A 13,257-nucleotide genomic window follows, 5' to 3' on the forward strand; every position below is an offset into this window, starting at 1 on the left:
TGGCATTTAGATTCCATGAGAGATATGGCCAGTCTGGCCTGTCTGTTGGTAATCACTAGCAGAAGGGCTGCGTGTATGCATACGAGCAACGACTACATCTATGTGCTGATGCCATCGCTGTCCCTGCTGTTTCTCGCGGCTTTGCTCGGTGGGTGCTGGGTGACCCAGCGTAGGCAACGCTTTCTGCTCTGGCTGTGCGCCGCGTTCATGCTGACGGCCGTGTCCGTCAGCATTCGCAGCGTGCTGAAGTTCGAGGTCCTCAACCACTATGTCGTTCTCGTCAACGGGCTGTTTCTGGCGGGAGCATGGTGTCTGTCCAAGAGTTTTTCAGAGCGCCGGCGTGTGCCGATGCATCCGCTCGCCGCCCTTACTCTGTGCTCCATCACCCTGGCATCGCTGTACTACTTCGCCAATCTGACGCAGAACCCCGAGGGCCGGCTGCACGCGTTCAGCATAGGCGTCGCTCTGATTCTTCTGCTGCCGGTGCCCGCAGTCCTCAGGCGGGGCCTGTCCAGCGACTGGCTGGACAGGACCTTGCTGTGGTCCTATCTGTCCTATGCCGTCCTCACCATGCTGCGCCCGACGCTGGTGGCGACTTTCGCGCATAACGGCCTCAGCGATGCCATGCAGGCCAACTCGACCTACTGGCTGACCACGCTGATGAGCATTCTGTTTTTTGCGCTGCTCTTCACCGTGCTGATCTGCGCCGTCACCATCCGCGACACCGTGCGCCAGCTGCGCACCGAGCGTGATCTGGATGCTCTGACCCAGGTACTGAATCGCCGCGCCTTTGGCGAAACCGCACAGCACCGCCTGGCCGACAAGCGCCTGTATCCCATGGCGCTGGTAGCCAGCGACATTGATCACTTCAAGCGCATCAACGACAACTGGGGACATGACAAGGGCGACGAGGTGCTGCAGCTGGTCGCCAGCGCCATGCAGCACAATGTGCGCAGCAATGATCTGGTGGCACGCTTTGGCGGCGAGGAATTCATGGTGCTGCTGACCCGCATCGATTTGCCGGGCGCCGAGCAGGTCGCCAGGCGCATAGGCCTGGAACTGAGAAGCGACCAGAAGGTGCTGCCCGACGGGCCGGCCGTGACGCTGAGCTTTGGCATCACCGCCATCCACAATGCCAACCAGCTCGAAGGAGCGCTGCGCCAGGCTGACCAGCTGCTCTACAGCGCCAAGAATGCAGGGCGTGATCGCGTGCATGTGGAGGGCCGCCTCTACCCGGACATCAGCTTCGAGCAGACCATGCCGGCAGACCATCCCATGGCCCTGCTGATGTAGGCCAGGCATCCGGCCATCACGCACCGGACAGCTCGTTGATCCAATTTGGCCCACAATCAATGATTCACCATGGGTTGCTGGTGCCCGGCTCGCCGGCATTGCTGCATCCGCCATGGCTGCACTTTTGTCAGTGGAATCCTTGATGCGCAGACTTCGCCATCTCACCAACCGGCACCGCACGCCGTCCACCAATGTCGCCCTGGGTCTGCTGCTGGCCTTCAACGCCGGCGCGGTCAATGCAGGCGGATTTCTGGTGCTGCGCATGTATACCTCGCACATGACGGGCTTCGCCTCGCAGGTGGCCGACGGCATGGTGCTGGAAAACGCCACGCTGCTGCTGAATGCGCTGGGCGCCATCATCGCCTTCACGACCGGCGCGGCCGTTTGCGCAGTGCTGGTCAACTGGGGGCGCAAACGGCATCTCTACAGCGTCTATGCCCTGCCCCTGATGCTGGAAGCGCTGATGCTGATCGCCTTCGGCCTGATGGGCGCCGTCACCCTGACGTGGAACACCCCGTTCGCGGTGCCGCTGACTGTGCTGCTGCTGTCATTCATGATGGGGCTGCAAAATGCAGTGGGCTCCAAGACTTCAGGCGGCAGCACGCGCACCACGCACATGACCGGCAATTTCACGGATCTGGGGATGGAGCTGGGCAAGATGTTCTTCTGGAAGCGCCACGCCCAGGCCGGCCTGCCCCTGCCGTCCCTGGTCCGGCATGACTGGCGCCGCATGCAGGTTTCGGCAGGACTGATCCTGATGTTCGTGCTGGGCGGCATTACCGGCGCCCTGGGCTTCAAGCATATAGGCTTTATCTGCGTGGTACCGCTGGCCGCTCTCTTGCTCGCCCTGTCGGTACCGCCCTTTCTTCGCGATGCCGCGCAGGCGACGGAGCGGCCCTCGCTCTTCAGCAAGAAGGGCTGAGCGCCTGCGGCTCAAGCCGCTGCTGCGGAACCCGTCGGATCGAGCACGACAACCTGGTCGCGCCCCTGCTCCTTGGCCTTGTAGAGTTGCCGGTCAGCCTGCATCACGGCCTCGCGCAAGTCGCTGCCCAAGGGACATGCCACGATGCCCAGGCTCAAGGTCACGCGCTGACCGTCGGGCAAAGCGTCTATGGCTTCGCTGATTCCAGCACGGATGCGTTGGGCCACCCGCCCTGCGGTCTCGATGTCGGCATTGGTCAGCAACAGCACGAACTCCTCGCCGCCAAAGCGGGCAACCAGGTCGGTGCCGCGCACCCCTGCCTGTATGACTTGCGCTGCGGCCTTGAGCACCTTGTCGCCGAACTCGTGCCCCCAGCTGTCATTGACCCGCTTGAAGTGGTCCAGATCAGCCACGACCACCGAGATCGGCTGCGCTTTTCGATCGCGGACCAGCGGCTCAGCAAGCTCCCAGAAGCTGCGACGGTTCAATACCCCGGTGAGCGCGTCGTGGTTGCGCTCCTCCCTGAGCTTGGACATGGCATCCGCCATGGAAACAATGAGCATCAGTCCCGAGAAGACCAGACTGAACAGCAGCGAGCCCAGCATGGTGACCAGCCAGTAGATAGAGCTGAGCATGTCCTGAAGCTCGCTGAAGCCCAGGTACAGCACCATGACCGGTCGCAGCACCGTATAGATGGCGAACACGCCGTAAGACCAGTACAGCAGCTTTTCCAGCCCGTCACGCTTGACCTTTTTCAGCGCGATGGCAGGAAAGGGAATGAAGTGAATGATGCCCAGCCCGGTATTGAGCCAAAGCACCCGCGCCGCAATATTGTCCTGCACGACGCTGTATTCATAGAGCGCAGCTACAACGATGATGGACACCAGGGCCGAGGTCTTGGGATAGGAGGAAACGGAGAATTTCTGGGCAACTCCCCAGGTGCAGAGCCAGGCCCCCAGCAGATATACAGGTCCGGTGTAAACAGCCCATTTCACCAGCTCACCGGCAGGCATCAAACATTGCAGCCCCAGGGCAATCCCCGTCAGCGTCAGACCGCAGGCCGTCGAGAGCAGGAACACGGAGCGACGCTGCGCCAACCAGCAAAAAGCCATGAGCGCGCCAAGCGCGGTAATGCACACCGGCGCGACCAACAAATAGAGCTGCAAATTGCTAGGCATGAATCAGCCGATCAGTAAAGCTCATTCGCGCGGCTACACATTGGTGGCTACCCATGCTCTGAGGTTAGGAAGAAGGAGTCCGTTTGATCAGTGGACTGTTGAATTCGGGGCGATGTTAGCAAGTGTCCAAAATCCGAGAAATCGATTTCCCGACAAATATCAGCTACCGGCTCCGGTGAGCGGGACGGGCCAGGCGTCACGAGAGCCATCGCTGCTGCGCTCGGGTTCGTCACCCCAGCCCGGGTAGCGAGCCCTCTGGACCTGATTGCGGCCCGAACTCTTGGCCCGGTACAAGGCCATGTCGGTGCGGCGTAGCAGTTGCGCAGAGGCTTCACCTGGCTGCCAGCCGCCCACGCCGAACGACATGGTGATGGCTCCTGCCGCTGTGTAACTGTGCGATGCGATGCTGCGGCGCAGCCGCTCGGCCAGCTCCAGGGCCGCCTGCAGGCCGACGCCCGGTAGGATGATCAGGAATTCCTCGCCACCCCAGCGCGCAACATGCTCCGAGGACCGTACGGTGCTCCTGAGGACTTTTGCGATCTGCTGCAGAACCTGGTCGCCGGCTTCATGGCCGAACTGATCGTTGACCTGCTTGAACAGATCGACGTCGCACATGATCAGCGCATAGGGAACGCCTTGTCGCTCGGCAATTCGCTGGCAATTTTCCAGCTCATAGCTTCCGGCACTGCGGTTGGGCAAGCCCTTCAGATCATCCCGGTAGGCCCGCACCAGCAGTTCCTGTTCACGCTGAACCAGGTCGCTGATGTCTTTGGAAATGCTCACATAGTGCGTTATCCGGTGCCGGACATCGCGCAGCGCCGAAATGCTCTGGGAGGCATGGTAGAGCTCGCCATCCTTGCGCCGGTTGATAAAAGTCCGGCTGAAGTTTTCTCCGCGCGCCAGGGCATCGCGCAACTCGTCATAAAACTGAGCCGTATGAGAGCCGGAGTGCAGCATGGCCGGCGTGTGGCCCATTACTTCAGCGGCGCAATAACCCGTCTGACGCTCAAATGCATCATTGACGAACACGAGACAGCCATTGCGATCGGTAATGAATACCGGCGCATTGGCCGAGTTCAATGCCTGGATCATCAAATCCCGCTGCCTTTCGCTTTCCACCTGCCGCGTCACATCCTGCTGCACGGATACAAAATGCGTGATCTTCCCGTCGACATCCCGCACGGCAGAGATATTCCAGGACACATGGTATGGCGTTCCATCCTTGCGGTAATTGACTGCACTGCCTTCGAAAAAGCGTCCCTCGGCAAGGCATTGGCGCAATTGCTCAATCACCTGCGGGTCCGTCTCGGGGCCCTGCAATATCCGCGGAGACCGGCCCAGCAGCTCCGCTGCGGAGTAACCGCTCATGCTGGTAAATGCCTTGTTGCAATAGCGAATGAACGGGCCGCCGCCGGTCATTTCGGCATCGGTTATCACCACGGCATTAAATGCCTGGGCCACGGCCACCTCAAGCAATTGCGATTGGGCCTCCAGGCGAGAATCAGAAAGTGACGAGATATAACTATTCTTCTCCATCGCCACATTCTCACCTTGATTGGGAACGCCGCGACACATTAATTTCTGACCGACCCTGACACCCGCACAGTCACCGATATCTGCACCAGTATTGAGCAAGCGGTCGGTAGAGGTATTAATGATTGGACATATATGAAATGTTTGACAAGCGTTTTGCCTATATGAACCGGTTTGTGGACCGGTTTGTGGACCGCTTTGCGAACTGGTTTGGATTTGGCAACGCACCGAAAATGACTACCTGGTCAGCAGACCGGACGCGCCAACCTTTGGCCTCTGAGTCAAGCGGAAGATATTGCAAAGCTGCTGCACATCGGCCAGGCTCGAACGGTCGGGCCTGACGCAGCCGTGCCGCAGATGCAGCGAGATCCCTGCAGTACGGCGTTTACGGGTCGTGCTGCCTCGATGCGCTGACGCACCGGTCGTCTGCGTACTAGTTCGGGCATACCGGTAAACCCCAGTTTTGCCAGTCACAGCCACTGCAAGCCACGGACCATCTCCGGCCTGGATCACAATGGCATTCGCAACCCGCGAGCTTCTTGCGGCCTGGTCATCAAGCAGCTGCCAATGCCATGCGTCAGCCTGACTTTCAAAACCGGTGCCAAACCTGAGCTAAGCTCTGGTGTGTGTAGGGTGTGCACGCAGGGAATCTGGTGGCGTCGATTTGGCGTAAGTTTTCACGAGAGCAATCCTAAGCCTTTGATCGCATTGAATTTCATTCAATAAACTCAGCCACTTATTTAAGGATGCCAGTGGTGAACATCGTTATCCTGGACGATTACCAAGACGCGGTTCGCAAGCTCGATTGCGCCAAGCTGCTCGATGCCTTCAACGCCAAGGTCTACACCAACACCATCAAGGGTGTGGGGCAGCTATCGGTCAGGCTGCGCGATGCGGATGTCATTGTCCTGATTCGCGAGCGCACCCAGATCTCGCGCCAGCTGCTTGATAAATTGCCCCGGCTCAAGCTGATCGCGCAGACAGGCAAGGCGGGCGCGCATATCGATGTGCAGGCCTGCAGTGAGCGTGGCGTGGCGATTGCGGAAGGCGTGGGCTCTCCGATTGCGCCGGCAGAGCTGACATGGTCGCTGATCATGTCGGCCATGCGCCGCCTGCCGCAATACATCGCCAATCTCAAACATGGTGCCTGGCAGCAGTCGGGACTCAAGGCGGCATCCATGCCGCCCAACTTCGGGCTTGGCAGCGTGCTGCGCGGACGCATGCTGGGCATCTGGGGCTATGGCCGCATCGGCCAGTTGCTGGCGGGCTATGGCAAGGCTTTCGGCATGCAGGTCTGTGTCTGGGGCAGCGAAGCCTCGCGCCACAAGGCCGAGGCCGACGGCTATCTGAGCGCCCCCTCCAAGGAAGCCTTTTTCGAGCAATGCGATGTGTTGTCGCTGCATCTGCGTCTGAACGACGCAACGCGGGGCATCGTGACGGCACAGGATCTGGCGCGGATGAAACCGACCGCCCTGTTCGTCAACACATCGCGCGCCGAGCTGGTGGAGCCCGAAGCCTTGCTCTGCGCACTGAACCGCGGCCGCCCAGGCCTGGCTGCCATCGATGTCTTCGAAAGCGAGCCGATACTGCAAGGCCATGCCTTGCTGAGGCTGGAGAACTGCATCTGCACACCCCATATCGGCTATGTGGAGCAGGACAGCTATGAGCTGTATTTCCGCGCGGCGTTCGAGAACGTGGTGAACTTTGCCAACGGCCAGCCCAGCAATATTCTGAACCCCGAGGTTTTCAACGGTCCGCTGCGCCTGAACCGCTAGGCTGGGATGCCGCTGCCAGCGGCTATCGGCTATTGCCGGGTCTGCTGCGCAAGCTCGGCCTCCACCGCCTCGTAGACCGACTGACGCACCACGGTCTCCACCTCTTCACGCAGGCGCAGCACCATGGATCGGGTCTGCGCTTCCACGACCTGCGCTATCGCTTCCCTGAGCTTTTGCTCCAGCACCAGGTCCACCCGCTGCATGAGTCTGTGGACCAGATACTCTTCGGTCACCACGGCACCGTGCGCATCCAGCGCCTGCTGCAGGCCGGCTGCCCCAAAGACCGGGGCAGGTTCAACGGCCTGCTCCAGATCCTGTGTCTGGACGAGTGGCTCTGCAGCTTCCTCATCGAGTGCCTCAGACCCGGATTGAAGTTCTTCATCCTGGGGTTGGCCAGCGTCCATCACGGCGGGCTGCTCCGCCGGGTCTGCGAGCGGAAATGCCTCCGCGAGTTCGGCAGTTGCCAACTCGGTCTCAGTCTCAGGCTCCACCTGCCCGGCCGATATTGCTTCCGCCACCTCCTCAGCCATGCCTTGCGCAAATGACTGCTGCGGCGGCAGGGATTCGGGCAAAGGAGGCAGCTGATGCGGGATACCTGCAGGTCGGCCGCGACCGTAGAGGCCGTCCGCCAGCCATGAGGTGTGAAACGACGGCCGCGCCAGAGGGACGACGCTGCCTCCCAGAGTCCGCGGGCCTAGCACCTGCTGCACAACTCCCTGCGATTGCTGCGGCGCCGCCGGCTGAGCTCTGTCTGCAGCGTCTTCGGGCGCGGCAGCTTCGGGCTGGACCACCTCGGTCAGGGTGGGGACAAAGCGTGGCGGAACTTTGGATGAGGAGTTCATGACCTAGCCCTTGAGATTCAGGTCGTGCCGGACGATGGAAAAACCACGCGCAGCATAGTCGCGCCAGCGGACACGCGCATCCTGGCGATCCATTTCATCGCCGGAGGACACGATCTCCACCACACGCGCAAAGCGCTCGAACTCGGCAGGCACCTGCGGCGTGAGGTTGACCAGCACATCGTGATGGGGCAGGTCCTGCAGGTGTTCGGCCAGGATGATGGGGGACGCCGCAAGCATCTGCGCTCCCTCGGACTCGGAAGCATGGGCCAGAAAGTCCGTGGCCGAGACGCTCCACAAGCGCGGCGAAAGCCGGCTCAGCGCGGCGCCGTCGCCCAGTACCACGAGGCGCGCACCATGACGCAAAGCCTTGCGTGCGAAGCGGCACACATAGCCCAGCTTGTCCGGCGCGTTGAAATGAAAGGCAATTTCTGTCACAGCTATTGGCGGCAGGAGCAGTCCGAAACCGGGCTGCTCCTGCCGGCTTTCCTTAAGTCGAGGCCTTGGCGGTCACACGCGTGCGGCGCGAGGCCGCAGGCTTGGCAGTGCTCTTGCGCGGCGCCGGGCCCTTGGCCGTCGCGGGTGCAGCGGCAACCTTGCCTTGCTGGCCCAGCAGATAGTGCACCAGCAGACCGACGGGGCGACCGGTGGCACCCTTGGCTGCACCGCTCTTCCAGGCGGTGCCGGCGATGTCCAGATGCGCCCAGGGAATATCACCCACGAACTTCTGCAGGAACTTCGCGGCCGTCACAGCACCCGCAGCGCGCCCTGCCACATTGCCCATGTCCGCAAAATTGCTCTTGAGGCCATCGGCATACTCCTCGTCCAGAGGCATGCGCCAGCAAGGGTCGAGCGCCGCATCACCCGCAGTCTGCAAGGCCGCTGCCAACTCGTCGCTGGTCGAGAACAGGCCGCTGCGCAAGCCGCCCAGGGCGATCACGCAGGCACCGGTCAGCGTGGCCATATCGACCAGTGCCGCAGGCTTGAAGCGTGCCGCGTAGTGCAGCACATCGCACAGCACCAGACGGCCCTCGGCGTCGGTGTTGAGAATCTCGATGGTCTGGCCGCTCATGCTGGTCACCACATCGCCGGGCTTGACGGCTGCGCCGTCGGGCATGTTCTCGCAGGCGGGGATCAGGCCCACGACGTTGATGGCGGGCTGCAGCCTGGCCAATGCCTGGAACACGCCCAGCACGCTGGCAGCGCCGCCCATGTCGAACTTCATCTCGTCCATCTCGGCCGCAGGCTTGAGCGAGATGCCGCCGGTGTCGAAAGTGATGCCCTTGCCCACCAGCACGATGGGGGCCTCGCTCTTGGCCCCACCGTTGTAGTGCAGTTCGATAAAGCGCAGAGGCTCGCGCGAGCCCTGGGCCACCGCCATGAAGGCGCCCATGCCCAGCTTGGCCACTTCGGCAGGGCCGTGGATCTTGCAGCTCATGCGTGCGGCCTTGGCAATGCTCTTGGCCGCATTGGCCAGCAAGGTGGGCGTTGCATGATTGGCCGGACGGTTGGCCCATTCGCGGGCCGTGTTCACGCCTTCCTGCTGCGCCACGGCAGTATGGAAAGCAGCGGTAACCGCAGCGGCCTTGGACGACACACCGAGCACGACCTTGGTCAGTGCAATGGGCTTGGCCTGGGATTTGGTGTGGGTATAGAGGTAGGTCGCGTCGGCAACCGCCTGCACGGCAGCCGCCACCGCCTGGGCGCTGGCGTCAAAGGCAAAGCTCACCACGGCCTTGGCAATGCCGTCGGTCTTGAGCACCGCGCCACAGCCGGCCAGCGCATTGCGCACATCCCTGGCGGAGCCGGACCCCGCGCCCAGCAGCACCACACGGCGTGCGGCAATGGCGGGCACTTGATACAAAGGCAATTGCTTGCCGCAAGACAGGGCAAAATCCCCCTGTTTCACCGCGTGAGCCACCATGGCTCCGATGGCGTCGCTGCCGAATGTGCCCGAAGCTGCCTGCTCGGACACCAGCACCAGCAACAGATCACATTTTTCACGCGCTGCGGCAGCAGCGGTCAGAGCCTTCAGTTCAAAGTTCATAATCGGTGTTTTCCTTTTAGCCAATGTTATTCGATTCATCCATACGCAAAGAGCTGGCCCGCAGCTTTGGCGCGACGGCCGTGGTTCTGATCACTGTGGTGATGACCATGATGCTGATCCGCACCCTGGGTCAGGCTTACAAGGGCAGTGTCAGCCCTTCCGACGTGATGCTGGTCATGGGTTTCACCGTGCTCGGACAACTCCCCACCATTTTGGGCCTGAGTCTGTTTGTTGCCATTGTGGGCTCGCTGTCGCGCATGTATCGCGACAGCGAGATGGTCATCTGGTTTGCTGCCGGCCAGGGTCTGGCCAGCCTGCTCAAACCCTTGCTGCGCTTTGCCTGGCCGGTGATTCTCATCACTGCCGTCCTGGCCCTGGGCGTGCTGCCCTGGTCCTATCAGCAAATCGAGCAGATCAAGACCCAGTTCCAGCAGCGCAGCGACTTGGATCGCATCGCACCCGGCGAGTTCCAGGAATCGGCGGGCGGCACACGCGTGTTCTTCGTGGACAAGGACTCCCCCTCGGACATGGCGGCCAGCAATGTCTTCGTGGTCTCGCGTGACCCGGGCAAGGAGTCCGTGACCTCGGCCAAGGGCGCGCATCTGGCCGTCATCAAGGGCCAGCGCATGGTGATTCTCGAGGATGGCCAGCGCATGGAGACACGCAGCGACGATGGCTCGGTGCGCATCACCGAATTCAAGGAATACGGTGTGCAGGTCGACAACGACAACCCCGTTGCCATCGAGGAGATGGCGGCACGCAGCATGCCCACCAAGGACTTGATCGGCAAGGATGAACCGATTGCCCGCTCCGTGCTCGCATGGCGTCTGGGCCTGCCGTTTGCCGCGCTCAACTTCGTCATCCTGGGTCTGGCCATCTCCAGCGTGAACCCGCGTGCGGGCAATAGCAGCAGCCTGATGATCGCCCTCTTCGCCTTTATCGTTTACTACAACCTCATGACCCTGGGCGAGAGCTGGGTCAGCGCCAACAAGATAGGCATGTGGGGCCTGCTGGGTCTGCTGCACGGCAGCATCCTCACGGTCAGCGTGCTGGTGCTGCTGGCGCGCCATTTCCGCTGGTCGCCGCGCGATCTGCTGCAGCGCTCGGGCGCCCGCAAGGAGGTGGCACGATGAAAGTCCTGCGCAACCTGATCTATCGCGAGGTCATACAGGCCGTCCTGTATGTCTCGCTGGCCTTTCTGGCGCTGTTCTTCTTCTTCGACCTGGTCGATGAAATGCGCTGGGTGGGCAGCGGCAACGCCGGCTACACCGCCACGCGCGCCCTGCTGTTCGTGGCCCTGTCCATTCCGGGCCACCTCTACGAGCTGATGCCGATTGCCGTGCTGATCGGCGCCATCTTCGTGATGGCCAAGTTCGCCCAGAGCTCGGAATTCACCATCATGCGCACCAGCGGCATGGGCCCGTGGTTGGCACTGCGCACGCTGCTGATTCTGGGCATGAGCTTTGTGCTGCTCACGGTGCTGGTGGGCGACTACATTGCCCCTGCTGCCGACAACTTCAGCCAGAAACTGCGCGTGGTCAGCAAGGGCCAGATCTCCCGGGGCGCCACCGGCGCCTGGCTCAAGGAAAAACAGGGCAATCACTCGGTCGCCATCAACGTCGGCGCCGTCAAAAGCCCAGGCGACTTCGTCAATGTGCGCATCTTCGAGTTCGACAGCAAGGGCCGTATCGCCGCGCAGATCAACGCCAAGTCGGCACAGGTCGATGAAGACAAGGAGCAGTGGACGCTGCAGGACGTGCAAGGCAGCAAGGTGGCCCAGGATGGCGATGTCACCAAGCTCAGCCAGATCAACGAAGCCAGCATGAACTGGCCCACCAAGGTCACGGCGGCCATGGTTTCTGGCGCGCTGCTCAAGCCCGATCGCATGACCACGATTGCGCTGTTCCAGTTCATACGCCATCTGCAGGACAACGGTCAGGCCGCGCAGAAGTACGAAATCGAGTTCTGGCGCAAGGTCTTCTACCCGCTGAGCTGCCTGGTGATGGTGGTGCTCGCCCTGCCTTTTGCCTATCTGCATTTCCGCTCGGGCGGCATCACGGCCTATGTGTTTGGCGGGGTGATGGCCGGCATCAGCTTCTTCCTGCTCAACAACGTGTTCGGCTATATCGGCACCCTGCAGTCCTGGTGGCCCTGGCTGGCCGCCGCTGCGCCGGGCCTGCTCTACACCGCGCTGTCGCTCTCGGCCTTTGGCTGGCTGGTACTGAGGCGCTAGCCATGGATGACGCAGCCAATCACTCTCCAGGCCGGGCCGGCCTGATCCTGCTGGCCCATGGCTCCAGAGACCCCCTCTGGCGCCAGCCCATAGAGGCCGTGCACCAGCTGCTGCAGGCCATGCAGCCCGGCCTGCCCTGCATCTGCGCCTATCTGGACGCCTGCGCACCGGATCTGCCTGCCGCCACGCAGAGCCTGATTGCCCAGGGCGTCCAGCATCTGATCGTGCTGCCGCTGTTCCTCGGCACCGGCAAACATGCGCGTGAAGACATTCCGCGCCTGCTGGACGAACTGCGCCGGCAGCACCTCGGCTGCCAGTTCGATCTGCAGACCGCAGCCGGCGAGAATCCGCGCGTCACGGCCCTGCTGGCACAACTGGCGATAGAGGCCGTCGGCGGGGCCGAAGCACTCAAACATACAGATTTCAAATAAAAAATAGCTTCTTTAGATATTTGAAGCATAATGATGCGAGTTCTTAGTCCATGCTGTCATGAACCTGCATCAATTCCGCTTCGTCCAGGAAGCCGCCCGCCGCAATCTCAACCTCACCGAGGCGGCCAAGGCCCTGCACACCTCCCAGCCCGGAGTCTCCAAAGCCATCATCGAGCTTGAGGAAGAGCTGGGCATCGATATCTTTGCGCGCCACGGCAAGCGTCTCAAGCGCATCACCGAGCCTGGACAGGAAGTCCTCAAGAGCATAGAGCTGATCATGCGCGAGGTGGGCAACCTCAAGCGCATCGGCGAGCAATACAGCGCCCAGGACAGCGGCACGCTGAGCATCGCCACCACCCACACCCAGGCCCGCTATGTGCTGCCGCCCGCCGTGGCACGCCTGCGCGAGCTCTACCCCAAGGTCACCATCAGCCTGCACCAGGCCACGCCAGCCGAAGTCGCACGCATGGTGATCGACGAAGTGGCCGAGATCGGCATGGCCACCGAATCGCTGGCCGACTACCCCGACCTGGTGACCCTGCCCTGCTACGAATGGCAGCATGTGCTGGTCATCCCCACGGGCCACCCGCTGGCGCAGAAAGAGCGCATCACGCTGGAGGACATCGCCCAGGAGGCCCTGATCACCTACCACCCGTCCTTTACCGGACGCGGCAAGATCGACCATGCCTTCGAGATGCGCCGCCTGCATCCGCATATCGTGCTGGAAGCCATCGATGCCGACGTGATCAAGACCTATGTGCGTCTGGGCCTGGGCATCGGCATCGTGGCCGAGATGGCCATGCGCGACGACACCGTCAACGACCTGGTGGTGCGCCCCGTCGGCCATCTGTTCGGCACCAGCGTGGCCCGTGTGGCCATCAAGCGCGGCGCATACCTGCGCAACTTCGTCTACCGGTTTGCCGAGCTGCTCAGCGACCGTCTCTCGCGCGACCTCATCATGCGCGCCATGAACGGCAGCGTGGACGACTTCGGGCTCTGATCCGGC

12 protein-coding genes are annotated in these 13,257 nt (G+C 61.9%); 7 read left to right on the forward strand and 5 right to left on the reverse strand.

The window, feature by feature from the left end:
• The first annotated feature begins 75 nt into the window (after nt 1-75).
• Both DJFAAGMI_RS21365 and DJFAAGMI_RS21370 read left to right on the forward strand, forming a co-directional pair.
• Entirely contained in the window at nt 76-1,293 is a 1,218-nt protein-coding gene (locus tag DJFAAGMI_RS21365; protein WP_211458962.1) for a GGDEF domain-containing protein, read from the forward strand.
• Nucleotides 1,294-1,435: 142 nt separating this feature from the next.
• Nucleotides 1,436-2,215: a YoaK family protein gene (locus tag DJFAAGMI_RS21370; RefSeq protein ID WP_029158460.1), complete on the forward strand. Its 780-nt coding sequence runs from the start codon at nt 1,436-1,438 to the stop codon at nt 2,213-2,215.
• An 11-nt stretch (nt 2,216-2,226) separates the two neighbouring features.
• Here DJFAAGMI_RS21370 and DJFAAGMI_RS21375 read toward each other — a convergent pair whose 3' ends face one another.
• Together DJFAAGMI_RS21375 and DJFAAGMI_RS21380 are read right to left on the reverse strand one after the other, a co-directional pair.
• A complete protein-coding gene (locus DJFAAGMI_RS21375; RefSeq protein WP_211458964.1) occupies nt 2,227-3,393 on the reverse strand; it encodes a GGDEF domain-containing protein in 1,167 nt (388 codons plus the stop codon).
• Between the two features lie 159 nt (nt 3,394-3,552).
• Entirely contained in the window at nt 3,553-5,028 is a 1,476-nt protein-coding gene (locus tag DJFAAGMI_RS21380) for a sensor domain-containing diguanylate cyclase (RefSeq protein WP_249334657.1), read from the reverse strand.
• Between the two features lie 653 nt (nt 5,029-5,681).
• Between DJFAAGMI_RS21380 and DJFAAGMI_RS21385 the strand changes: the two genes are divergently transcribed.
• The gene (locus tag DJFAAGMI_RS21385) at nt 5,682-6,701 is read left to right on the forward strand and encodes a D-2-hydroxyacid dehydrogenase family protein (RefSeq protein ID WP_211458966.1); all 1,020 of its coding nucleotides are present in this window, start codon (nt 5,682-5,684) and stop codon (nt 6,699-6,701) included.
• Nucleotides 6,702-6,730: 29 nt separating this feature from the next.
• Here DJFAAGMI_RS21385 and DJFAAGMI_RS21390 read toward each other — a convergent pair whose 3' ends face one another.
• The 3 genes from DJFAAGMI_RS21390 to DJFAAGMI_RS21400 are packed head-to-tail and all read right to left on the reverse strand — an operon-like array spanning nt 6,731 to nt 9,587.
• Nucleotides 6,731-7,543 carry a hypothetical protein gene (locus DJFAAGMI_RS21390; protein WP_211458968.1) on the reverse strand — a complete coding sequence of 271 codons (813 nt, stop codon included), beginning with the start codon at nt 7,541-7,543 and terminating at the stop codon, nt 6,731-6,733.
• A 3-nt stretch (nt 7,544-7,546) separates the two neighbouring features.
• Entirely contained in the window at nt 7,547-7,978 is a 432-nt protein-coding gene (locus DJFAAGMI_RS21395) for a DNA polymerase III subunit chi (RefSeq protein ID WP_211458970.1), read from the reverse strand.
• Nucleotides 7,979-8,030: 52 nt separating this feature from the next.
• The gene (locus DJFAAGMI_RS21400; protein ID WP_211458972.1) at nt 8,031-9,587 is read right to left on the reverse strand and encodes a leucyl aminopeptidase; all 1,557 of its coding nucleotides are present in this window, start codon (nt 9,585-9,587) and stop codon (nt 8,031-8,033) included.
• A 23-nt stretch (nt 9,588-9,610) separates the two neighbouring features.
• On the opposite strand from DJFAAGMI_RS21400, the gene lptF reads away from it, so the two are divergent.
• The 4 genes from lptF to DJFAAGMI_RS21420 are packed head-to-tail and all read left to right on the forward strand — an operon-like array spanning nt 9,611 to nt 13,251.
• Nucleotides 9,611-10,720 carry an LPS export ABC transporter permease LptF gene (lptF, locus tag DJFAAGMI_RS21405; protein WP_043005306.1) on the forward strand — a complete coding sequence of 370 codons (1,110 nt, stop codon included), beginning with the start codon at nt 9,611-9,613 and terminating at the stop codon, nt 10,718-10,720.
• Nucleotides 10,717-11,820, forward strand: a complete 1,104-nt coding sequence (lptG, locus tag DJFAAGMI_RS21410) for an LPS export ABC transporter permease LptG (protein ID WP_211458974.1) — start codon at nt 10,717-10,719, stop codon at nt 11,818-11,820. The genes lptF and lptG overlap by 4 nt, the downstream gene beginning before the upstream one ends.
• Nucleotides 11,821-11,822: 2 nt before the next feature.
• Complete coding sequence (locus DJFAAGMI_RS21415; protein WP_211458976.1) at nt 11,823-12,251, forward strand: sirohydrochlorin chelatase; 429 nt, start codon at nt 11,823-11,825, stop codon at nt 12,249-12,251.
• Between the two features lie 58 nt (nt 12,252-12,309).
• Nucleotides 12,310-13,251, forward strand: a complete 942-nt coding sequence (locus DJFAAGMI_RS21420; protein WP_003075706.1) for a CysB family HTH-type transcriptional regulator — start codon at nt 12,310-12,312, stop codon at nt 13,249-13,251.
• Nucleotides 13,252-13,257 lie beyond the last annotated feature (6 nt).

The organism is Comamonas brasiliensis (assembly GCF_018292285.1).
Taxonomy (GTDB): domain Bacteria; phylum Pseudomonadota; class Gammaproteobacteria; order Burkholderiales; family Burkholderiaceae_C; genus Comamonas; species Comamonas brasiliensis.

What these genes read in the sequence shown, in the direction of transcription:
- DJFAAGMI_RS21365 (WP_211458962.1), top strand. Translation starts at nt 76, where the DNA reads ATGCATACGAGCAACGACTACATCTATGTGCTGATGCCATCGCTGTCC.
- DJFAAGMI_RS21370 (WP_029158460.1), top strand. Translation starts at nt 1,436, where the DNA reads ATGCGCAGACTTCGCCATCTCACCAACCGGCACCGCACGCCGTCCACC.
- DJFAAGMI_RS21375 (WP_211458964.1), bottom strand. Translation starts at nt 3,393, where the DNA reads ATGCCTAGCAATTTGCAGCTCTATTTGTTGGTCGCGCCGGTGTGCATT.
- DJFAAGMI_RS21390 (WP_211458968.1), bottom strand. Translation starts at nt 7,543, where the DNA reads ATGAACTCCTCATCCAAAGTTCCGCCACGCTTTGTCCCCACCCTGACC.
- DJFAAGMI_RS21400 (WP_211458972.1), bottom strand. Translation starts at nt 9,587, where the DNA reads ATGAACTTTGAACTGAAGGCTCTGACCGCTGCTGCCGCAGCGCGTGAA.
- lptF (WP_043005306.1), top strand. Translation starts at nt 9,611, where the DNA reads ATGTTATTCGATTCATCCATACGCAAAGAGCTGGCCCGCAGCTTTGGC.
- lptG (WP_211458974.1), top strand. Translation starts at nt 10,717, where the DNA reads ATGAAAGTCCTGCGCAACCTGATCTATCGCGAGGTCATACAGGCCGTC.
- DJFAAGMI_RS21415 (WP_211458976.1), top strand. Translation starts at nt 11,823, where the DNA reads ATGGATGACGCAGCCAATCACTCTCCAGGCCGGGCCGGCCTGATCCTG.
- DJFAAGMI_RS21420 (WP_003075706.1), top strand. Translation starts at nt 12,310, where the DNA reads ATGAACCTGCATCAATTCCGCTTCGTCCAGGAAGCCGCCCGCCGCAAT.